This is a genomic window from Agrobacterium albertimagni AOL15 (assembly GCF_000300855.1).
GTDB classification, from domain to species: Bacteria; Pseudomonadota; Alphaproteobacteria; order Rhizobiales; family Rhizobiaceae; genus Allorhizobium; species Allorhizobium albertimagni.
On record NZ_ALJF01000006.1, the window covers coordinates 428,459 to 449,643 of the forward strand.

A 21,185-nucleotide genomic window follows, 5' to 3' on the forward strand; every position below is an offset into this window, starting at 1 on the left:
CTCCAATGGCGTGTTCGTCAGAGAGTCCAGACTTTTGGCACAGACGCGCCCCCGCGCAAGGCCGAAATGACCGGGATCAGGATTTTTCTCAAGGCAAACCCGTCAGGGGCGGCGATACGGGCAACAAGCTTGCCTTGCCAATGACTTACGCCGCCCAATTCTTCACCGATCTGCTCACGAATTGGGCGGACCAGCGCTTCGGCACGGGGACTGACAAGGATGAGAGTCGCAAAGGCAACGCGCCCGGCCAGCACCGCCGGCGACGCCACAAGGTTGGCGACATCGCCCTCGAGTTTCAGCTCTTCGGCATGCAGCAATTGCCCTGCCCGGCGGATCCGCCAACGGTCGCGCACAAGGCCCGTATTCATGGCCTCGCCCATCGCCTTGCGCCCGAGCAGGATGGCCTCGACAGCGAGGAATTCGGCGTCCGCAGCGAGGTCGACCTCAAGCCGGCGGGTGAGTGATGCGTTGTCGAAGAGAATGCTTTCCTGTGGCAGCCAGTGCATGCGGGCGCCCTCGCCCACCTCGATCCGCGTGGTGATCTGGCCGGTGCCGGCGGATGCCTTGTAGATCTTCTCGCAGGCCTGGGTCGTGGCAGTCAGAAAGCTGCCGGGGCCGGCACGAAAGCTCCAGTCGAACTGGTCACCGCCGGTAATGCCGCCGGCGGTGTTGATCGTCACCGCTTCGAGTTCGTCGGTGAAGCTCTCAGGCAGGCGGAGCTTGGCCGCCCCCTCCTGGTAAAGCTCGGCGATGCGCGTGCGCCCGCCGAGCGACTTGGTTACAAGTCTCCCGATACCGCGGGCGCGTTGCTGTCTGGTTTGCTGGATGGCGTGCACCGTGTCCCCTGCCCGCCATCGCTGACCGCGGCGGTTTTCTGTTTGTCGCCGCAGACAGCGTCGACCGCGACCGTCGCGATCATCTCGCCGCCCGAAGCCTTGAAGAACTCCCACAGTCTGTCGGTGGCATCAACCTCACGGATCGCCTTGTCGCCGTTGGAGGCAAGGCGGAACCGGACGGTGCGGGCCGGCCAGGCGTGATCAGCGCTGGCAATCACATAGGAGACGACGCTGGTTCCGGTTCGGCAACCGGCATAGATCGCGACATCAGCATTGTCGCCGGCTTCCATCGAGGCCCGCGAGTCGCAGCCGTTGAGTTCGGCCCAGCGGTTGAGTGCCACTTCGCCGCCATAACGCCAATAGGCCTTGCCGCCGCCCGCGAACGGATTGACGTGATCCTTCTTGCCCGAAAAGGCGATGATCGAAACCGGGCGGCTGGGCTGGCAGCTTTCGCGGCGCGGCTGCCAGACACCGTTTTCCTCGACAGGCGTCCCTGCACGCAGGCCCATGACGAAGCCGGCGGCAGCGAAGTCGCCATAGCCATTGCAGATATACTGCGACAGCATCCGCCCGCCGCCGGAATAGCCGGAGGCGTAGACCTTGCTCGCGTCGATGCAGAGCGTCTCCTTGGCGCGCTTGAGAAGTTCGCGGATCGCCTGCGACTCATCCGCCCCCTGGGCTTGCGTGACACCGGGCACGTTCCAGGCATAGGTACTCGGCATCTCGCCCTTGAGGCTGCCGGCCAACGCCATCACGACGAAGCCCTCGCGCTCGGCAACCTCGTTCCAGTGGCTGCGGCCAAGCTGGACCTTGGGATTGCTGTTGGAGCCGTGGAAATCGAGAACCAGCGGAACCTTCTTCTTGCCCGAATAGTTTGAGGGGATGACATAGATCGCCTCGCGTTCCACGCCTCCGGCCTGGAAGGTCAGGCTGTACTGACCGGCCTGGACGGGTTCGCCGCACCCTGCCGCATGGGCGGCAGCGCTGGACAGACCGAAGAGAAAGAGCCCCGCGACCACGCGCGAAATACCGCGTGCCCGCACGAGTGGGAAAACCGTGCTGGTTGTCATGGATGTGCCTTCTGTTTGCAGGTGCGCGTTCAATATCACGCGTGGCCCCAGCATCAACCCGACTTCGCTAATAAATCATCAACCCTGTCATGCAAAATCACACGGTCAGGTGACGCCGTGCCTCCGGCGTATCGAGCGTTTCGGCAGCCCCCTGATGCACGATCTCCCCACGATCCATGATGTAAACGTGATCGGCAAGCTCCCGACAGAAATCCAGATATTGCTCGACCAACAGGATCGCCATGCCGGTCGTGTCGCGAAGATAGCGGATCGCCCGGCCGATGTCCTTGATGATCGACGGCTGAATGCCCTCGGTCGGTTCGTCCAGCACCAGGATCTTCGGCCGCGTCACCATGGCCCGCCCGATCGCGAGCTGCTGCTGCTGGCCACCGGAGAGATCGCCGCCGCGACGGGATAGCATCGTATCCAGCACCGGGAAGAGCGCGAAGATATCATCCGGAATGAAGCAGTCCTTGCGCTCCAGCGGCGCATATCCGGTTTCGAGATTTTCCTTCACCGTTAGGAGCGGAAAGATCTCGCGGCCCTGCGGCACATAACCCACACCCGTCCGCGCCCGGTTGAACGGCGCCATGCCATTCAGCTTCTGGCCATTGAAGGTGATCGTGCCGGCCGACACCGCATGCTGGCCGGTGATGGCCCGCAGAAGCGACGACTTGCCGACCCCGTTGCGACCGAGCACGCAGGTGATCTTGCCCATCTCGGCATTGATGGAGACGCCTCGGAGAGCCTGGGCTGCACCGTAATGGAGATTGACATTTTCGACTGTCAGCATGATGCGGGCTCCGCGCTCTGTTGGTGCGAGGGGATACCCCCCTCTGTCACTGCGTGACATCTCCCCCACAAGGGGGGAGAGTGGAGCCAGCAAGCCAGCCCCGCGCTAATCTGAACGCTCGCAGGAAGGCGAGCGGCCAGTCCCGCGCTACTCTCCCCCCTTGTGGGGGAGATGCCCGGCAGGGCAGAGAGGGGTATCCCGAGAACTGCACTCATCATCACCGCCCCAGATAGTTCTCGATGACCTTCTGGTCGTTCGAGACGAAATCGATCGACCCTTCCGCCAAGACCGACCCTTCCGCCAGGCAGGTGACCTTGACGCCGAGATCGCGGATGAAGCCCATGTCGTGTTCGACGACGACGACGGAACGCGTCCTGGCGATTTCCTTCAGGAGAATGGCGGTTTCCGCCGTCTCGGCATCGGTCATGCCGGCGACCGGCTCGTCGACGAGCAAAAGCTTCGGCTCCTGAGCGAGCAGCATGCCGATCTCCAGCCATTGCTTCTGGCCGTGGGAGAGATTGGCGGCGAGCTCGTCCTTGCGGTGAGTCAGACGCACCGTCTCGAGGATCTCCTCGATGCGCGCCTTGTCTTCGGACGTCAGCCGGTAGAAGAGCGTGGCAAAGACGCCGCGCTTGCGGTTGAGCGCAAGTTCCAGATTGTCCCAGACGGTATGGCTTTCGAACACCGTCGGCTTCTGGAACTTGCGGCCGATCCCGAGCTGGGCGATCTCGGCCTCGTCCTTCTTGGTTAAATCGATCTTGCCGCCGTCGAAGAAGACCTCGCCCTCGTCCGGCCGGGTCTTGCCGGTGATGATATCCATCATCGTTGTCTTGCCGGCGCCGTTGGGGCCGATGATGGCGCGGAGTTCACCGGGCTCGACGATGAAGGAGAGCGAGTTCAGCGCCTTGAAGCCATCGAAGGAGACGGAAACGCCGTCAAGATAGAGCAGGCTGGACGTGGTCTTTTCGCTCATGGTCTCACTCCGCAGCCACGGGGGCCGATTGGGGTTTCACGTCGCTATTGGCAGCGTCCTTGTCGGCCTCGCGGGCATAGTCCTTGCGTTTCGCGAGAGTGGCCTGGACCGTGCCGACGATGCCCTTGGGCAGGAAAAGCGTGACGAAGATAAAGAGGCCGCCCAGCGCAAAGAGCCAGAGATCCGGGAAAGCGCCGGTGAAGTAGCTCTTGCCGACGTTGACAAGGATCGCGCCGATGATCGGCCCGATCAGCGTGCCGCGTCCGCCGACCGCGGTCCATACGACCACCTCGATGGAATTGGCCGGGGCAAACTCGCCGGGATTGATGATGCCGACCTGCGGCACGAAGAGCGCGCCGGCAATGCCCGCCATCATCGCCGAGACGACGAAGGTGAAGAGCTTGATGTTCTCGACCCGGTAGCCGAGGAAACGTACGCGGCTTTCCGCATCGCGCACACCGACCAGCACCTTGCCGAATTTCGAGCGCGTGATGCCGGACGCAATGACCAGGCAGAGTGCGAGGAAAATGGCCGAGAGCGCAAAGAGCACGGCGCGCGTGCCGGAGGCCTGGACGGAGAAGCCGAGGATCTCCTTGTAGTCGGTGAGGCCGTTATTGCCGCCAAAGCCCATATCGTTCCGGAAGAAGGCGAGCATCAGGGCATAGGTCATCGCCTGAGTGATGATCGACAGATAGACGCCATTGACCCTCGAGCGGAAGGCGAACCAGCCGAAGACGAAGGCGAGCAGGCCGGGCACGATCAGCACCATCGCCATGGCGACGGGGAACATGTCCATGCCGTACCAGAACCACGGCAATTCCTTCCAGTTCAGGAAGACCATGAAGTCCGGCAGGATCGGATCCCCATAGACGCCGCGGGAACCGATCTGACGCATCAGATACATGCCCATCGCGTAGCCACCGAGGGCGAAGAAGGCGCCGTGGCCGAGCGAAAGGATGCCGCAATAGCCCCAGACGAGGTCGAGCGCCAGCGCCAATAGCGCATAGCAGAGATACTTGCCGAGCAGCGACATGATGTAGGTCGGCAAATGCAAGGGACTGTCTGGCGGCATCAGCAGGTTGAGCGCTGGAATGAGCAATGCGAAGGCGACGAGGATGCCGGCGGCAATCAGGATCTTGCCTTCGAGTGCGCGTAAGATGAAGCCGGTAATCATGCTTCCACCGCCCTTCCCTTGAGCGCGAAGAGGCCGCGCGGTCGTTTCTGAATGAAGAGAATGATCAGCACGAGCACGAGGATCTTGCCGAGCACGGCACCCACTGACGGTTCAAGGAACTTGTTGAGGATGCCGAGTGACAAGGCGCCGACCAGCGTGCCCCAGAGATTGCCGACACCGCCGAAGACAACGACCATGAAACTGTCGATGATATAGGCTTGGCCGAGGTTCGGAGAGACATTGTCGATCTGGGAAAGCGCCACCCCGGCGATACCGGCAATGCCCGAACCGAGCGCAAAGGTGAAGGCGTCGACCCAAGGGGTGCGGATACCCATGGAAGACGCCATCCGGCGGTTCTGGGTGACGGCGCGCATCTGCAGGCCGAAGGCGGACTTCTTCATCAGCGCCAGAAGCGCAAAGAAGATGGTGAGGGAGAAGAGCACGATCCACAGACGGTTCCAGGTGATCGTCATGCCGCCGAGCGCAAAGGAGCCTGACATCCAGGACGGGTTGCCCACTTCCTGGTTGGTCGGGCCGAAGATGGTGCGCACGGTCTGCTGCAGGATCAGCGAGATACCCCAGGTGGCAAGCAGCGTTTCGAGCGGCCGTCCATAGAGGAAGCGGATGACGCCGCGCTCGATGACGAGGCCGATCAGCGCCGTCATCAGGAAGGCAACGGGAAGCGCAATGGCGAGGGACCAGTCGAAGAGCCCGGGATAGCTGGTGCGGATGACCTGCTGCACCACGAAGGTGGAATAGGCGCCGATCATCACCATCTCGCCATGCGCCATGTTGATGATGCCCATGACGCCGAAGGTGATGGCAAGGCCGATGGCCGCGAGCAGCAGCACCGATCCGAGCGAAATGCCGTACCAGACATTCTCCGCCGCATCCCAAAGGAGCAGCTTGCTTTCGAGCCCGGATATGGCCGCATCGAGGTCGGGTCTCAGGCTTTCGTCGATGGTTGAGGAGACTGACATCAGGATGCCGATCGCCCCGCGGCCGCCGAGGGACGCCACGGTTTCGATTGCGGCACGCTTTTCCTCGACCGAGCGGTCGGAGGCGAGCACCGAGACAGCACGCGCCTCTTCCATGCGGGCCTTCACCTCCCCGTCTTCTTCCTGCGCCAGAGCTGCCTCTACGAGATCAAGGTTTTCGGCACCGGGCGACTGGAGGACGGCCTGGGCTGCGGCGAGCCGAACCCTGCGGTCGGGGCTGAGCAGGGTCAGCCCGCCGAGCGCCGAACGGATAGCGCGGCGGAGACTGTTGTTGACCTTGACCTTGGTGAAGGCACCTTTCGGCTCTTCGGCGACGGTCTCGCCCGTCAGCGGATCGATGGCCGCAAGATTGCTGCCGGCCGCCTTGGTGATGAAGACCTGATTGTCGGACTTGCGGACATAAAGATCGCCCTCTGCAAAAGCCTCGAGTGCCGGCACGACCCGGGGATCGGCGGTGGCCGCGATCTGCCCGAGCAGCTCTTCGGCCTGCTTGAAATTGGCTTTTCCGAGCGCGTTGATGAGATCTCTGGGATCGCTCTGCGCAAAGGAGGGCGCGGCGAAGGAGAGGAGGAGAAAGGCGAGTGTGATGAAACGGATAAGCATTCTGTTGTCCCCCGGTTGGCGGGGCGGCGGAGCTCGGAAAGCCCCTCATCCGCCTGCCGGCACCTTCGCCCCGTGAACGGGAAGAAGGGGTAGTTCCGCTAACTGCGGTTCACGAACACCCTCCCCTTGAGGGGGAGGGTCGAACCAAAGGTTCGGGGTGGGGTGACGCTGTGCACGAAATCACACCCACCCATCGCTGCGCGATGACCTCCCTCCTCAAGGGGGAGGTTTGAGAAGGCTGTTATCAGCTGCCCTTGCCGCCGCACTTGCCGGTGGCAACATTGAAGTTGCCGCATTCCATCGGCTTGCGCCAATCGGCGATCAGGTCCTTGGAGTCGGGCAGATAGTCGGACCACTCGTCACCGACGACGGCAGGCGTTTCCTGGACGACTTCGAACTGACCGTCGGCCTGGATTTCGCCGATCAGCACCGGCTTGGTGATGTGGTGGTTCGGCATGACGGTGGAGTAGCCGCCGGTCAGGTTCGGAACGGCAACACCGATGATCGAGTCGAGAACGGCGTCGGTCTCGGTCGTGCCGGCAGCCTCAACGGCCTTAACCCAGGCGTTGAAGCCGATATAGGCCGCTTCCATCGGGTCGTTGGTCACGCGCTTCTCGTTGCCGGTGAAGGCATGCCAGGTCTTGATGAACTCGGCATTGGCCGGCGCGTCGACGGACTGGAAGTAGTTCCAGGCAGCGAGGTGGCCGACGAGCGGAGCCGTGTCGAGGCCGGCGAGCTCTTCTTCACCGACGGAGAAGGCGACAACCGGAATGTCTTCGGCCTTGATGCCCTGGTTGCCCAGTTCCTTGTAGAAGGGAACGTTGGCGTCACCGTTGATGGTCGAAACGACGGCGGTCTTCTTGCCGGCCGAGCCGAACTTCTTGATGTCGGAAACGATGGTCTGCCAGTCGGAATGACCGAAGGGCGTGTAGTTGATCATGATGTCTTCTTCGGCAACGCCCTTGGACATCAGATAGGCTTTGAGGATCTTGTTGGTCGTCTGCGGATAGACGTAGTCGGTGCCGGCGAGAACCCAGCGCTCGACGCCTTCGTTTTCAGCGAGATAATCGACGGCCGGGATGGCCTGCTGGTTCGGAGCAGCACCCGTGTAGAAGATGTTGCGCGAGGATTCTTCACCCTCGTACTGAACCGGGTAGAAGAGGATCGAGTTCAGCTCTTCGAAAACCGGCAGGACGGACTTGCGCGAAGACGATGTCCAGCAACCGAAGACGGCCGCAACCTTGTCCTTCTCGATCAGTTCGCGGGCCTTTTCGGCAAACAGCGGCCAGTCGGAAGCCGGATCGACCACGACTGCTTCGAGCTTCTTGCCGAGAACGCCACCCTTCTTGTTCTGCTCTTCGACGAGCATCAGCATGGCGTCTTTGAGCGTCGTTTCAGAGATCGCCATCGTGCCGGACAGCGAGTGCAGGACGCCGATCTTGATCGTGTCTTCCTGCGCGAATGCACCGTTGAAAGCCGTCGTGGACAGCATGGCGCCCAGCAGGGCGCCGGTCAGTTTCATCTTCACAGTCATTGTCGTGATCCCCTCTTCTTGTCCGCAACCGGTCGGTTAAGGAAAGTTAACCGTTGCTGAATGGAACTATCGGATGCCGCAGTGCAAAACCGTATACGTCGTTTAACGTAGGTCGGGGGGCAAAAGGGGGAGCCTCTCAACAGACCGATCCCCGCCTTAGAAGGTCAGGGTTGTACAGATCAAAATACCACCGATATAGAAGGGCGTGCCTAGAAAGGATTGTAATGGATTTTCCGCCCCGTCGAACTGCTCTCAAAGAGGCGACTGCCGACGCTCATGCGGCGCTCGATAGCCTCGTCGGCAGTTTCCGGACCCTCGATGACTACAAATGTTATCTAGCCGGTATCGCAGCCTTCCGCATGCCAGTCGAAGCCTGGCTCTCCGAGGCTGAACTGCCTCTGGACCTGAAGGGCTACGAGCCCCACCGGGTCCATGCCGAGCTCGAGGCCGATCTGTACGACTTGAACACCCGCCCGCCGACCGACCAGCCGGCGTTTACGCCCCCGGAGGGCAATGGCATCGTCGGACTGCTCTATGTCCTGGAAGGGTCGGCGCTCGGCGCTCGCCTTCTCGCCAAGCGCGCGGAAGCGCTCGGTCTGTCGGCCGATTTCGGCGCACGACATCTTTTTTCACAAGCACGGAACTTTTCCAGCTGGCGTGCGTTGACTGAGCATATGGAGAACGTGCGTGTATACGACAACCGAGCCGCAGCTAGGTGGGCAAACACCGCTTTCGACTATGCCCGTAGTGCCTTCGAAAGCGCCCTGAATGCAGAACGTTCCATCCGTAGACCTCACCAATTGTGATCGCGAACCCATCCACATCCCCGGCTCGATCCAGCCACATGGATGTCTTCTGGCCTGTGACCCCGAGATAACGTCGATCCGGCTTTATTCGGCGAATGCCCCGCAGATGCTGGGCGCCAAGGGCCCCATGGAAGGGCTCTGGATCGCCGATCTGCTCGGCGAGGACGTGATTCATGACATCCGCAACGCCGTGGCTGCCGCACCCGAAGCGAGTCGCCCGGCGGTGATCGCCCATTTGCGCCTGCCGACCGGGCAACATTTCGATGTCGCGGTCCATCGCCAGAAGCAGGGGGCGATCCTCGAATTCGAGCCATCGTTCCGACGCACCCAGCCGCTGCAGCTCGCCCGCGAAATGATCGGCCGGGTGAAGGATATCAACGATATCGATCTGCTCATTTCCGCGTCCGCCAAGCTGGTTCGCACCGTGCTCGGCTACGACCGCGTGATGGTCTACCGCTTTGAGGAGGACGGATCGGGCAAGGTCGCGAGCGAAGCCAAGCGCCACGATCTAGAGAGTTTTCTCGGCCAGTATTTCCCCGCCACCGACATCCCGCGCCAGGCACGCATCCTCTACATGCAGAACCCGATCCGCGTCATTTCGGATGCAAGGGGCCTGCGCGTCGATCTGCTGCCGCAGGCCGAGGAACGGGCAGCGCCGCTCGACCTCTCTTTCGCCCACCTGCGCAGCGTCTCGCCGATCCACTGCGAATACCTGCGCAACATGGGCGTTTCGGCCTCCATGTCTATCTCGATCATTGTCGATGGCAGGCTCTGGGGCCTGATCGCCTGCCATCACTATGCGCCGAAGACCCTCACCATGTCCGAGCGCATTGCCGCCGAGATGTTCGGCGAGTTCTTCTCACTTCATCTTCTGGCGCTGAAGCAGAAGCGCAAGCTGGATATCGCCAACGAGGCGCGCCGCTCGCTCGATCGCTTTCTCCAGGCCGCCTCGCATCGCTCCGATCTTGACGACATCCTCACGGCCGCCCTGCCCGAATTCCAGACGCTGTTTGCCTGCGACGGCGTCGGCCTGCTGATGAACGGCCGCTGGACCGCCATCGGCAGCACCCCGCCGCCGGGCGCGGAAGAAGAGTTTACCCGCTTCATCACCGAGGTGGCCGATGGCCGGATATGGTCGACGAAGACGCTTTCCGAGGACTATCCGCCAGCTGCGGCCTTCTTCGAAACCGTCTCCGGCGTCATGGCCGTTCCCCTCTCGCATTTGCCACGCGACTACATCTTCTTCTTCCGCAAGGAGCGCCTGCAGACGCTGAACTGGGCGGGCAATCCGGAAAAGACCTATGAAACAGGGCCGCTCGGCGACCGCCTGACCCCGCGCAAGAGCTTTGCCCTTTGGAAGGAAACGGTTCAGCGCCAGGCGACGCCGTGGCGCGACAGCGATTTCGAGATCGCCGAAGCGATCCGTTCGGCGACCGTCGAAATCGTCCTGCGCCACAACGAGCTGATGGAAGAGGAACGCAGCAAGTCTGACGTGCGCCAGCGCATGCTGAACGAGGAGCTGAACCATCGGGTGAAGAACATCCTGGCGGTGATCAAGTCGCTGGTGGCCACACCTTCACAGGATGAAGTGCCGATCCAGGACTATATCGGTTCGCTGCGCGGCCGTATCCACGCCCTCTCCCATGCCCATGACCAGCTGACCCGCGGTGGCGGTGGCGGCACACTCAACGACCTCCTTCAGGCAGAGCTCCTGCCCTACCGCGCCGGTCGCAGCCTGATCGAGATCAAGGGCCCCTCTGTCACGCTCGACGCCCGGGCCCATGCCGTCGCAGCCCTCGTGATACATGAGATGTGCACAAATGCTGCGAAATACGGCGCGCTTTCGCGCGATGGCGGCTCGCTCACCGTCTCTTGGGAGGAAACCAGCGATGGCGACTGCCGTCTCCACTGGCGCGAAAGCGGCGGACCAACCATTGGCCCCATCGGCCGCAAGGGCTTCGGTTCGGCGCTCGTCGAGCGGAGCATCCCCTATGACCTCGGCGGTACGAGCCGGGTAGATTATCATCCCGAGGGGCTGGATGCCGAGTTCCGGCTGCCGGGCCGCTTTCTGAATTGGGAAGCTGAAACCGTGAGCGAAGAACCCAATCCGCATGCCGAAGCCGAAGTGGCTGATCATCCGACCAGCATCGCCGGAATACCGGTCCTGCTGGTCGAGGATCAGGTGCTGATCGCCATGGATGCCGAAATGATGCTCGCCGATGCCGGCATCGACAATATCGTGACCGCGAGCTCGAGCAGCGACGCGCTAAACCGCCTGAGGAGTTTCGCACCGGCGATCGCGATCCTCGACATCAATCTCGGCAGTGACACATCGGTGCCCGTTGCTCAGGAGCTCATGCGTCGCGGCATCCCCTTTGTCTTCGCCACGGGTTACGACGATCGCTCTTCGGTTCCGGAGGAATTGTTGTCCGTGCCGGTCGTGCGCAAGCCCTACGATGCCAATGCGCTTGTCAGGGCCCTCTCCGATCGGCTGGCCGCCCAGGTTCCGGCGGAATGAGCCGATGAACCTGCAGCTACCCCTGCGTTGTTAGGGTTGTTCAGCCGTCTCGAAGTCAATACGTTCTCATTATGTTCCGACATAAGGGAGGCGACCGTGGACGCGTTGGAGAGTTTCATCATTGAAGCTAAGGCCGTGACCTATGTCAGCAGCAAGGTCCCGGCCCCCATGGCAACCCGGATCGGCGCCACGGACATTCCCTACGAGAAGGGACGCTTTCGTTATCTCGACAGTTACTACGGTGGAACGGACTTTCTCGGCCAGGAAGTGGTCTGGGATGATACTACACCGGTCTGGGCGATGAACTACTATGGTCGCATTCTGGATGCCGAGCGTTTCGACGGTGGGCGGGCGGGCACGGTCATCAAGCAGGCTCTGACGGCGCTTTATCAGGAAAAGCGCTTTCTCGGCGGCTTCACCTATCTGCATCCGCTCGGAGAATATGTGGACCAGTCTGTCGGAGACTACCGCTCCTTCCTCGGTGTTGAGCGCATCCGGATGGGGGAGCGCGTCGTCTATCAACTCGACTATCAGGGCGGCCTCATCAAGCCCTGACAGGCCTTGCTATTCTGGACAATCGCGTGAAAATGCCTAAAGGAAAGCCACCCGACACAAGGCGCTAGAATTTAGGCATGGCCGCACGCCAACGCATCATCCCCGTTCGCCGCGAATACAATCGCTGGGTCGCGAACCAGACGCTGGAGGACTATGCGCTGCGCTTTACGGCGAAGAGCGCCCGCAAATTCTCCTCCAGTCGCATTTCGCAAACGGCAATCGGCGCGATCAGTTTTCTGGCCCTGGAGGCGATCGGCGGCACGATCACCATCGCCTACGGCACCACGAACGCCTTCTTCGCCATCATCGTCGCCGCCATCCTGATGCTGCTGGTCGGGATACCAATCAGCAAATACGCGATCCGCCACGGTGTCGACATCGATCTTCTGACCCGGGGGGCCGGCTTCGGCTATATCGGATCGACGATCACCTCGCTGATCTATGCAGCCTTCACCTTCATGCTCTTTGCCATCGAGGCGTCGATCATGACCAAGGCGCTGGAACTTGCCTTCGGTATTCCGCTCTGGCTCGGCTACATCATCTCCGCCGTGGCCGTACTGCCGCTGGTCACCTACGGCATCCGGATGATTTCGAAGTTCCAGCTGATCACCCAGCCCTTCTGGATCGTGCTCAACATTCTGCCCTTCATCTTCATCGCCTTTCTCGACTGGGAAAAGATCGACCTGTGGCTGGCTTTCGCCGGTGTCGGTCATTCCAACGCCCATCTGGGCGAGACCGCCCCCTTTAACCTCCTGGAGTTCGGCGCGGCTTCCGCCGTCATTCTGGCGCTGATGCCGCAGATCGGCGAGCAGGTCGACTTCCTGCGCTTCCTGCCGCCGGAAGGCGCGCGCAAGCTGCACCACCGCATCGCGATCTTTCTTGCCGGCTCCGGCTGGGTCGTGCTCGGCGTCCCGAAATTGCTCGCCGGCTCCTTCCTCGCGGTGCTGACGCTCTCCACCGGCGTGCCGATCAGCGAGGCCGCCGATCCCGCCCACATGTATGTCGCGGCCTTCGGCTACATGATCCCCAACGAGACGGCCGCCATGCTGCTGATGGCCGGCTTCGTGGTGATCTCGCAGCTCAAGATCAATGTGATGAACGCCTATGCGGGATCACTCGCCTGGTCGAACTTCTTTTCGCGGCTCACCCACAGCCATCCGGGCCGCGTCGTCTGGCTGGTCTTCAACGTCGCGATCGCGCTTCTGTTGATGGAGCTTGGCATCTACGGACTGCTCGAAGAGACACTCGGCATCTTCTCGATCATCGCCATGAGCTGGCTTTGCGCCATCTCCGCAGATCTCTTCGTCAACAAGAAGCTGGGCCTGTCGCCGCCCGGCATCGAGTTCAAGCGCGCGCACCTCTACGACATCAATCCCGTCGGCTGCGGCACCATGGCGCTCTCCGCTGGATTGGCGCTCGCTGCCCATTTTGGCGCCTTCGGTTCGACCATGGCATCGCTGTCGACCTATGTGACCTTGGTGGCCTTTGTGATCTCGCCGCTGATCGCTTGGTGGACCGAGGGCAAGTTCCACCTGGCGCGCAAACCGCGCTATAGCTGGAAGAACCAGACCGGTATCACCTGTTCGATCTGCGAACACCCGTTCGAGCCGGAAGACATGGCCTGGTGTCCCGCCTATGCAGCCCCGATCTGCTCGCTCTGCTGCACGCTCGATAGCCGCTGCCACGACATGTGCAAGCCGCACGCAAAGATCAACGCCCAGGCCGCGACGGTTGCCCGCGCCCTGCTCCCAGACGCGGTGATAGAAACCTTCTCGACCCGTCTCGGCCGCTATGCGCTGACCGCCATGATCTCGATCTCCGTCATCGGCATCATCCTTGCGGTCATCGCGCACCAAGTGAATGCCGCGACGCCTGCGATGACCGACGTGGTCAACCGCACTGTTACCGTCGTCTTCTTCATCTTCGCCATCATCGCCGGCATCGTCTCCTGGTTCTATGTCCTCGCCCACGACAGCCGCGTCGTCGCAGAAGAAGAATCCTCCCGCCAGAACACGCTGCTGCTCAAAGAAATCGCTGCCCACCGCAAGACCGATGCCGCACTTCAGACTGCCAAGGAAACGGCGGAAGCGGCGAACCGGGCAAAGAGCCGTTATGTCGTCGGCCTCTCCCACGAGTTGCGCACGCCGCTCAATGCTGTGCTCGGTTATGCCCAGATCCTCGAACGCGACGAGACGATCCCCGTGCCGCGCCAGTCGGCGATCAAGGTGATCCGTCGCTCCGCCGATCATCTGTCCGGCCTGATCGACGGCCTCCTGGATATCTCGAAGATCGAGGCGGGCCGCCTGCAGGTCTTCTCCAACGAGGTCAACATCCAGGATTTCCTCGACCAGCTGATCGACATGTTTGCCCCCCAGGCCGCCGCCAAGGGCATTCTCTTCGAACACCAGCGCTCTCGCGCCCTGCCGCTCTATGTACGCACCGACGAGCGCCGCCTGCGCCAAATCCTCGTCAACCTGCTGTCGAACGCCATCAAGTTCACCGAGGAAGGCACCATCCGCTTTACCGTCGACTATCGCAGCCAGGTGGCAACTTTTACCGTCAGCGACACCGGTCGCGGCATCTCGGAAAAGGACCTCAACCGCATCTACGAGCCCTTCCAGCGCGGCGAGGCCGACAACATCCGCCCGCAGCCGGGCCTCGGCCTCGGCCTCACGATCACCAAGCTCCTGACCAACACGCTCGGAGGCGAGATCTCCGTGACCAGCGAGCGCGACCGCGGCTCGACCTTCAAGGTACGCCTGATGCTCTCGGCCATCGACCGTCCGAACACGGCACCTGCGCCGGAGCGGAAGATCGTCTCCTATACCGGCCCGCGCCGCACCATCGTCGTCGTCGATGATAACGAGGACCACCGCGAACTGATGCGGGAAGTGCTTGCCCCGCTCGATTTCGTCGTCCTGACAGCGGCCGGCGGCCCCGAATGCCTGACCCTGATCGAAGGCGTGAAGGCCGACCTCTTCCTCGTCGACATCTCGATGCCGGGCATGAATGGCTGGCAACTTGTGGAGAAGCTGCGCGACGCCGGCCAGAAGGCGCCGATCCTGATGCTCTCGGCCAATGTCGGCGACGCCCCTGCCCCCGGCGGCGAAGGGCATGACGATGCCATTACGAAGCCCGTCGACATCACCCGCCTGCGCGACAAGCTCGCCCGTTTCCTCGGTCTCGACTGGATCTATGCAGACGACCCGCGGCTGCAGCAGCCGGCAGTGCCCGCGGAGCGGCCGGTCTCGCCCGGGGCGATGCATATCGAGGAGTTGATCAGCCTCTGCGATATCGGCTATGTCCGCGGCATCGAGGCAAAGCTTGCCGAACTCGGCGGGCTGGGGAACACGACGGCCTTTGTCGACGCGGCCCGCACTTACCTGCAGGCCTTCGACCTCGCCGGCCTGCGCGGCTTCCTCACCTCATTCGAAACCGGCAGGGAGCCGATCCATGGCTGAGGCGAACCGTCGCGACATCGTGCTTCTGGTGGATGACAGTCCCGACGCGCTCGGCTTCCTGACCGAAGCGCTGGAAGCCTCTGGCTATTCCGTGCTGATCGCCACCTCGGGCCATGGCGCGCTCTCGATCGTTGCCCGCATCAGCCCCGACCTCATTCTGCTCGATGCTGTCATGCCCGGCATGGACGGCTTCGAGACCTGCCGCACCTTGAAGGCCGATCCGGTGGTCGCGCAGGTCCCGGTCATCTTCATGACCGGGCTCACCGAGACAGAACATGTGGTAAAGGCGCTGGAATCGGGTGGTGTGGACTACCTTACCAAGCCGATCAATATCGACGAGCTGCGCGCCCGCATCCGCGTTCACCTCTCGAATGCCCGCTCGGCCCAAAGCGCTCGTGTCGCCCTCGACGCGGCCGGCCGTCATCTGCTCGCCATCCGGGGGGACGGTCAGGTCCACTGGACGACGCCGCAGGCAAACCGCCTGATCGAGACGGCGATCGGTCATGCAGAGGGAATCGGCGATGTGGCAAAGGCCGCCGCGGCTTGGCTCTCCCAGCGCCGCGCCGGAACGCCACAACAGAGCGAAGCAAGTTTTGCCTTTCCCGGCGCCACCGGCCTGCCACTCACGCTGTCATTGCTCGGCACGATCGGCGCCGACGAATATCTCTTCCGCCTGACCTCGGCGAACCGCCAGAGCGAAGACGAGATGCTGCGCAAAAGCTTCGGCCTCACCCACCGCGAAAGTGAGGTCCTGCTCTGGATCGCCAAGGGCAAGGCAAACCGCGACATCGGCGAGATCCTGGGCCTTTCCGCCCGCACGGTGAACAAGCATCTCGAACAGATCTATTCGAAGCTCGGTGTGGAGAACCGTGCGTCTGCCGCAGTGAAGGCTGCGGATGTGCTGCGGGAGACGTGAGGAAAGCGAGTAGCGAGTAGCGAGTAGCGAGTAGCGAGTAGCGAGTAGCGAGTAGCGAGTAGCGAGTAGCGAGTAGATTAGCCATCTCGTGACCAGACGCGGGTCAAGCTCTTTTCTCTCGCCTCGCGATAAATGACGGCTGCCAGGCCGCCCTGTTCCCGGCCCCCAGCGCCCACTCACAAATACCTGCCCCCTACTCACTATTCGCTATTCGCTACTCCCCATTTCCCCCAGCTCCCCCCAAACGCAGAAAACCCGGCGCGAGGTCGGGCTTTCCGTCGGTCCGATGAGGGATCGAATTAGTCCTGGAAGTACGAGTACTTGCCGTCCTCGCCCTTCTTCCAGGTGTACATGACGTAGTCCGGACGGGTGATATCGCCCTTGGCGTCGAACGAGAGTTCACCGATGACGGTCGTGTACGGACCCTTTTCCTTCATTGCCGTTGCGACAGCTTCCGGATCGGAAGATTCGGCAGCCTTGGCGGCATTGGCAATGACCTGAAGAGCTGCGTAGGAGTACAGCGTGTACGCTTCCGGTTCGAAGCCAGCGTCGCGGAACTTCTTGACGGCGTCAGCAGCGTTCGGGTTCTGGCGCGGATCCGGCGGGAAGGTCATCAGCGTGCCGTCGACTGCGTCACCGGCGATCGAAGCCAGTTCGTTCGAGGTGATGCCGTCGCCGGACATCAGGGTCGCCTGCAGGCCCTGGCTGTCCATCTGGCGCATGATGAGACCAGCTTCGGTGTGCAGACCGCCGAAGTAGACGATCGAAACGCCGGCTTCCTTCATCTTGGCGATCAGGGCGGAGTAGTCCTTTTCACCGGGCGTGATGCCTTCGTAGATGACTTCGGTGACGCCGAGTTCGTTCATCGCCTTCTTGGTTTCGTCGGCAAGACCCTGGCCGTAAGGCGTCTTGTCATGAACGACGGCAACCTTGGCATCCTTGAAGTTGTCAGCGATGTACTTGCCGGCAACAGCGCCCTGCTGGTCGTCACGACCGCAGACGCGGAAGGTGTTCCAGAGGCCGCGCTCGGTGTAGTTCGGGTTGGTCGAAGCAGGCGTGATCTGCAGGATGCCGTTTTCGGCATAGACTTCAGAAGCCGGGATCGAAACGCCAGAGTTGAAGTGGCCGATGACGTACTTGACGCCGTCAGCGACGAACTTGTTGGCAACCGAAACGCCCTGCTTGGCGTCCGAGACGTCGTCGCCGAGAACGATCTTGATCGGCTCGCCGTTGATGCCACCAGCTGCGTTGATGTCGGCAGCAGCCTGCTCGGCACCCTTCTGCAGCTGTGCACCGAAGGCAGCGTTCGGGCCGGTCAGCGGACCGGCAACGCCGACCAGGATTTCGGCATAGGCGTTGCCGCTGAAGGCAACCATGGCCGTCAGCGCAACTGCCGAAAGAAGAGACTTCTTCATATTGTTACTCCCAAGTTTTTTGTGCGGGTTAGGTTAAAAACCCTGCGCAATACCCGCTGCGACTGCGCCGGAAAACTGTTCCACTCTTTTGTATCTGGCCGAGGCCTTGTTATATGCCGAGCCGTAGCCTTCTGTCGCCAATCTGCGACAGAAAACAACAGCTTGTCAATCTTTGTTCTTCCACGAGAAATACGAAGTTCTCTCGTAGAGCCAGTAATAGTTATCGACCATCTGGGTGGTCCTGCGGGCCTGGAATCCGGCGACCGCAAAGACCATCAGAAGGGCCACGTCGAGGATGTAGAAGAACGGGCTGAGGAACGGCCCTGCGAACAGCGAAAAGTGCAGGAAACGCATCGCGAAGCCCAAGCCCAGCACATAGACGAACACCGTCCCATAGCCGTTCCAGCTTTCCGCGGCAGCCTTGCCAGTACGCCAGGCGGTCCACAAACCGAGCAGGAGCACCAGGAAGCGGAGGACCATACGAACAGTCGTGTCGCTTTCGAAAAACAAACCTTGCATGTCAAATACTCCCCGCGCTCAGTGATGGCCGCCTTCGAGATAGGCCGCGCGGACCGACGGATCGGCCAGCAGTTCCTTACCCGTGCCACTCATCGTCACCTTGCCGTTGACCATGACATAGGCACGGTCGGAAAGCTTCAGTGCGGCGAACGCATTCTGCTCGACGAGGAAGACGGTCAGCCCCTCCTCCTTGTTGAGCCGCTTGATCTGCTCGAAGATGCCCTTGACGATCAGCGGTGCGAGACCGAGGGACGGCTCGTCGAGGAGAAGCAGCTTCGGACGCGACATCAACGCGCGACCGATCGAGAGCATCTGCTGTTCGCCACCCGAAAGCGTACCGCCGCGCTGGCTCTGACGTTCCTTCAGGCGGGGGAACATGGTGAAGACCTTCTCCACGTCCTCCTTGAAGTATTTCAGATTGTCGAGGCTGGCCCCCATCTGCAGGTTCTCGAGAACCGTCATGCGCGGGAAGATGCGACGACCTTCCGGCGACTGGGCGATGCGGCGACGCGCAATCAGATGCGTCGGCAGCTTGGTAATGTCTTCACCGTCGAACACGACCTGGCCGGCACGCGCCTGAGGGCTGCCGCAGATCGTCATCATCAGCGTCGACTTGCCGGCACCGTTCGCACCGATCAGCGACACGATCTCTCCCTTGTGGACCTCGACGTCGACACCGGCGAGCGCACGGATATTGCCGTAGTAGGTTTCGACATTGGAAACCTTGAGAAGCGGTTCAGAGGACATCAGGCTTCCCCTCCGGCAATCGCTTCGACTTCGTGGATCACTTCTTCCAATTCTTCATCCTCGACACCCAGATAGGCCGCGATGACCTTCGGGTCGTTCTTGACGTGATCAGGCGTACCGTCAGAGATCTTCTGGCCATACTCCAGAACCACGACGTGGTCGGAGATCTGCATGACGACCGACATGTCGTGCTCGATCAGGAGCAGCGAGGCGCCCTCGTCACGGATGCTGCGCAACAGGGTGTTGAGCGCCAGCGATTCCTTCGGGTTGAGGCCGGCGGCCGGTTCATCGAGGCAAAGAAGCTCCGGACCGGTGCACATGGCGCGGCAGATTTCCAGACGACGCTGGGCGCCGTAGGGCAGATCGCCGGCCGGATCGTCGGCGCGCTCGGTAAGGTCCGCCTTTTCCAGCCAGTAGCGGGCCTTCTCGATCGATTCCGCCTCGGCCTTCTTGTAGGCCGGCAGGCCGAGAAGACCGAGCACGGTATAGCCGGAGGCCTTCATCAGCGTGTTGTGCTGGGCGACCAGAAGGTTCTCCAGAACGGTCAGACCCGAGAAGAGCCGGATGTTCTGGAAGGTACGGGCGACCTTGGCCTTCTTGGTGATCTCGAAGTCCGGCAGCCGCTCGAGAAGATACTGCTGACCGGATTTCTGGTTCAGCGTGATCATGCCCATGGTCGGCTTGTAGAAGCCGGTGATGCAGTTGAAGACGGTGGTCTTGCCAGCACCGTTCGGGCCGATCAACGCGGTGATTTCCCCGCGCTTGGCTTCGAAGGAGAAGTCGTTGATGGCCATCAGGCCACCAAAGCGCATCGACAGATGCTCGACCTTCAGGATGGTGTCTTTGTTCATTGTCGTATTCCCGGAAGCCATCAGCCGTGACCTTCCTTGGTAAAGCTGCCCGAGACGGCCTTGCGCTCCTTGAGGAAGGCCGTCGGCTCTCTGCTGCCGACGAAACCGCGCGGCTTGAACAGCATGACGATGACCATGGCGAGGCCGAAGAGGATCATGCGGTACAGTTCCGGCGTGAAGTCGGGTCCGAAGACGAGCTTCAGGAATTGCATTTCACGCAGCAATTCCGTTCCGCCGATCATGACGATCGCAGCCACGGCAATCCCAGTCAGAGACCCCATGCCGCCAAGGACGACGATGGCGAGAATGACGGCGGATTCCAGGAAGACGAAGCTTTCCGGCGAAACGAAGCCCTGACGCGCGGCGAAGAAGGACCCAGCAAAGCCCCCGAACATCGCCCCGATCGAGAAGGCCGTCAGCTTGGTGGTGACCGTGTTGATACCGAGCGAGCGGCAGGCGATCTCGTCTTCACGCATGGCTTCCCAGGCGCGACCGATCGGCATGCGGCGCAGGCGGATCGTGACATAGGCCGTCAGGCAGCACAGAGCGAGAATGATGTAGAACAGGTAGATCTTGTAGTACGCCGAGGACATCGGCAGACCGAAGGTCTTGGCAAAGCCGCCAGCAGACGCATCGAAGGGAATGCCGAAGAAGGTTGCCTTCGGAATGCTGGAGATACCGAAGGTACCCCGGGTCACTTCCTGCCAGTTGATCAGCACCAGTCGAATGATTTCCCCGAAAGCGAGCGTCACGATGGCGAGGTAGTCACCCCTCAGACGCAAGACGGGGAAGCCGAGGATGATGCCCCAGAAGGCGGCGAGAATGCCGGCCATCGGCAGCAGGATCCAGAAGGACAGGCCGAAGTTCTGCGCGAGAAGCGCGTAGGAATAGGCGCCGACGGCGTAGAAGGCCACGTAACCCAGGTCGAGAAGACCGGCGAGACCGACGACGATGTTCAGACCCCAGGCCAGCATGACGTAGATGAGGATCTGGATGCCGAAGTTGTCGACATATTTCAGCGAGCCCTGCACACCCGAGAGCGCGAGGATCACGGGTGGATAAAGGATCAGGGCCAGCAGCGCGATCTTCAGGAAATGCGTCTTGAAGAAGGACGGCTTGGCATCGATTTCATGGACCGGCATCGCTGCCGACTTCTTTTCCTTGCGCGCGGAGTACCACGGCAAGATAAAGGCGACGAGAGCGAAGCGACCGCCAGCGGCGATGGCGACGAAGGTCGCAAGAAGGCCCCAGCGCGTGTACCAGATCAGCTCGTTGGCCATGTTCTGGTCGGTCTTGATGCCGATATAGAGGCTGAACATGCCGAGCGAGAGGAGGCCAGCGAACAGAGCTTCCTTCAGGGCACGCGCCATTATGCCGGACGACGCGGCACCGTTTACGTTTGCAGTGTTGCTCATC

Annotated in this window: 17 protein-coding genes; 5 read left to right on the forward strand and 12 right to left on the reverse strand. The window is 61.6% G+C overall.

The window, feature by feature from the left end; translation table 11 throughout:
* Positions 1-17: 17 nt before the first annotated feature.
* The 7 genes from QWE_RS09125 to urtA form a co-directional block, all read right to left on the reverse strand.
* Complete coding sequence (locus QWE_RS09125; protein ID WP_006725822.1) at positions 18-836, reverse strand: urease accessory protein UreD; 819 nt, start codon at positions 834-836, stop codon at positions 18-20.
* Positions 779-1,906 carry a CE1 family esterase gene (locus QWE_RS09130; protein WP_006725823.1) on the reverse strand — a complete coding sequence of 376 codons (1,128 nt, stop codon included), beginning with the start codon at positions 1,904-1,906 and terminating at the stop codon, positions 779-781. The genes QWE_RS09125 and QWE_RS09130 overlap by 58 nt, the downstream gene beginning before the upstream one ends.
* A 97-nt stretch (positions 1,907-2,003) precedes the next feature.
* Entirely contained in the window at positions 2,004-2,699 is a 696-nt protein-coding gene (gene urtE / locus QWE_RS09135; RefSeq protein ID WP_006725824.1) for an urea ABC transporter ATP-binding subunit UrtE, read from the reverse strand.
* Between the two features lie 217 nt (positions 2,700-2,916).
* Entirely contained in the window at positions 2,917-3,672 is a 756-nt protein-coding gene (urtD, locus tag QWE_RS09140) for an urea ABC transporter ATP-binding protein UrtD (protein ID WP_006725825.1), read from the reverse strand.
* A 4-nt stretch (positions 3,673-3,676) separates the two neighbouring features.
* Positions 3,677-4,846, reverse strand: coding sequence for an urea ABC transporter permease subunit UrtC (gene urtC / locus QWE_RS09145; protein WP_006725826.1), 1,170 nt, complete (start codon positions 4,844-4,846; stop codon positions 3,677-3,679).
* A complete protein-coding gene (gene urtB, locus QWE_RS09150) occupies positions 4,843-6,447 on the reverse strand; it encodes an urea ABC transporter permease subunit UrtB (RefSeq protein WP_006725827.1) in 1,605 nt (534 codons plus the stop codon). Before urtB ends, urtC begins: the two co-directional genes overlap by 4 nt.
* 244 nt (positions 6,448-6,691) lie before the next feature.
* Positions 6,692-7,981, reverse strand: a complete 1,290-nt coding sequence (gene urtA, locus QWE_RS09155) for an urea ABC transporter substrate-binding protein (protein ID WP_006725828.1) — start codon at positions 7,979-7,981, stop codon at positions 6,692-6,694.
* A gap of 224 nt (positions 7,982-8,205) precedes the next feature.
* On the opposite strand from urtA, the gene QWE_RS09160 reads away from it, so the two are divergent.
* The 5 genes from QWE_RS09160 to QWE_RS09180 all read left to right on the forward strand — a co-directional run bounded on the left by QWE_RS09160 (position 8,206) and on the right by QWE_RS09180 (position 16,237).
* Positions 8,206-8,787: a biliverdin-producing heme oxygenase gene (locus tag QWE_RS09160; RefSeq protein WP_006725829.1), complete on the forward strand. Its 582-nt coding sequence runs from the start codon at positions 8,206-8,208 to the stop codon at positions 8,785-8,787.
* Positions 8,750-11,305: an HWE histidine kinase domain-containing protein gene (locus QWE_RS09165; protein WP_040299773.1), complete on the forward strand. Its 2,556-nt coding sequence runs from the start codon at positions 8,750-8,752 to the stop codon at positions 11,303-11,305. The genes QWE_RS09160 and QWE_RS09165 overlap by 38 nt, the downstream gene beginning before the upstream one ends.
* A 105-nt stretch (positions 11,306-11,410) precedes the next feature.
* The gene (locus QWE_RS09170) at positions 11,411-11,860 is read left to right on the forward strand and encodes a DUF5680 domain-containing protein (protein ID WP_006725831.1); all 450 of its coding nucleotides are present in this window, start codon (positions 11,411-11,413) and stop codon (positions 11,858-11,860) included.
* Positions 11,861-11,937: 77 nt separating this feature from the next.
* On the forward strand, positions 11,938-15,321 hold the full coding sequence (locus QWE_RS09175; protein WP_006725832.1) for a hybrid sensor histidine kinase/response regulator: 3,384 nt from the start codon (positions 11,938-11,940) through the stop codon (positions 15,319-15,321).
* On the forward strand, positions 15,314-16,237 hold the full coding sequence (locus tag QWE_RS09180) for a response regulator transcription factor (RefSeq protein ID WP_006725833.1): 924 nt from the start codon (positions 15,314-15,316) through the stop codon (positions 16,235-16,237). The genes QWE_RS09175 and QWE_RS09180 overlap by 8 nt, the downstream gene beginning before the upstream one ends.
* Before the next feature lie 299 nt (positions 16,238-16,536).
* On the opposite strand, the gene QWE_RS09185 is transcribed toward QWE_RS09180, so the two are convergent.
* The 5 genes from QWE_RS09185 to livM all read right to left on the reverse strand — a co-directional run bounded on the left by QWE_RS09185 (position 16,537) and on the right by livM (position 21,184).
* On the reverse strand, positions 16,537-17,652 hold the full coding sequence (locus QWE_RS09185) for a branched-chain amino acid ABC transporter substrate-binding protein (RefSeq protein WP_006725834.1): 1,116 nt from the start codon (positions 17,650-17,652) through the stop codon (positions 16,537-16,539).
* 165 nt (positions 17,653-17,817) lie between these two features.
* Positions 17,818-18,171, reverse strand: coding sequence for a DUF6867 family protein (locus QWE_RS09190; RefSeq protein ID WP_006725835.1), 354 nt, complete (start codon positions 18,169-18,171; stop codon positions 17,818-17,820).
* Between the two features lie 18 nt (positions 18,172-18,189).
* Entirely contained in the window at positions 18,190-18,918 is a 729-nt protein-coding gene (locus QWE_RS09195) for an ABC transporter ATP-binding protein (protein WP_006725836.1), read from the reverse strand.
* Positions 18,918-19,790 carry an ABC transporter ATP-binding protein gene (locus QWE_RS09200; protein WP_006725837.1) on the reverse strand — a complete coding sequence of 291 codons (873 nt, stop codon included), beginning with the start codon at positions 19,788-19,790 and terminating at the stop codon, positions 18,918-18,920. Before QWE_RS09200 ends, QWE_RS09195 begins: the two co-directional genes overlap by 1 nt.
* A complete protein-coding gene (gene livM / locus QWE_RS09205) occupies positions 19,790-21,184 on the reverse strand; it encodes a high-affinity branched-chain amino acid ABC transporter permease LivM (protein ID WP_006725838.1) in 1,395 nt (464 codons plus the stop codon). Before livM ends, QWE_RS09200 begins: the two co-directional genes overlap by 1 nt.
* Position 21,185: the final 1 nt, after the last annotated feature.

Bases quoted from the DNA above. Each gene is read 5' to 3' on its own strand.
- QWE_RS09130 (WP_006725823.1), bottom strand. From the start codon at position 1,906: ATGACAACCAGCACGGTTTTCCCACTCGTGCGGGCACGCGGTATTTCG.
- urtE (WP_006725824.1), bottom strand. From the start codon at position 2,699: ATGCTGACAGTCGAAAATGTCAATCTCCATTACGGTGCAGCCCAGGCT.
- urtD (WP_006725825.1), bottom strand. From the start codon at position 3,672: ATGAGCGAAAAGACCACGTCCAGCCTGCTCTATCTTGACGGCGTTTCC.
- urtC (WP_006725826.1), bottom strand. From the start codon at position 4,846: ATGATTACCGGCTTCATCTTACGCGCACTCGAAGGCAAGATCCTGATT.
- urtB (WP_006725827.1), bottom strand. From the start codon at position 6,447: ATGCTTATCCGTTTCATCACACTCGCCTTTCTCCTCCTCTCCTTCGCC.
- urtA (WP_006725828.1), bottom strand. From the start codon at position 7,981: ATGACTGTGAAGATGAAACTGACCGGCGCCCTGCTGGGCGCCATGCTG.
- QWE_RS09160 (WP_006725829.1), top strand. From the start codon at position 8,206: ATGGATTTTCCGCCCCGTCGAACTGCTCTCAAAGAGGCGACTGCCGAC.
- QWE_RS09165 (WP_040299773.1), top strand. From the start codon at position 8,750: ATGCAGAACGTTCCATCCGTAGACCTCACCAATTGTGATCGCGAACCC.
- QWE_RS09175 (WP_006725832.1), top strand. From the start codon at position 11,938: ATGGCCGCACGCCAACGCATCATCCCCGTTCGCCGCGAATACAATCGC.
- QWE_RS09180 (WP_006725833.1), top strand. From the start codon at position 15,314: ATGGCTGAGGCGAACCGTCGCGACATCGTGCTTCTGGTGGATGACAGT.
- QWE_RS09185 (WP_006725834.1), bottom strand. From the start codon at position 17,652: ATGAAGAAGTCTCTTCTTTCGGCAGTTGCGCTGACGGCCATGGTTGCC.
- QWE_RS09190 (WP_006725835.1), bottom strand. From the start codon at position 18,171: ATGCAAGGTTTGTTTTTCGAAAGCGACACGACTGTTCGTATGGTCCTC.
- QWE_RS09195 (WP_006725836.1), bottom strand. From the start codon at position 18,918: ATGTCCTCTGAACCGCTTCTCAAGGTTTCCAATGTCGAAACCTACTAC.
- QWE_RS09200 (WP_006725837.1), bottom strand. From the start codon at position 19,790: ATGGCTTCCGGGAATACGACAATGAACAAAGACACCATCCTGAAGGTC.
- livM (WP_006725838.1), bottom strand. From the start codon at position 21,184: ATGAGCAACACTGCAAACGTAAACGGTGCCGCGTCGTCCGGCATAATG.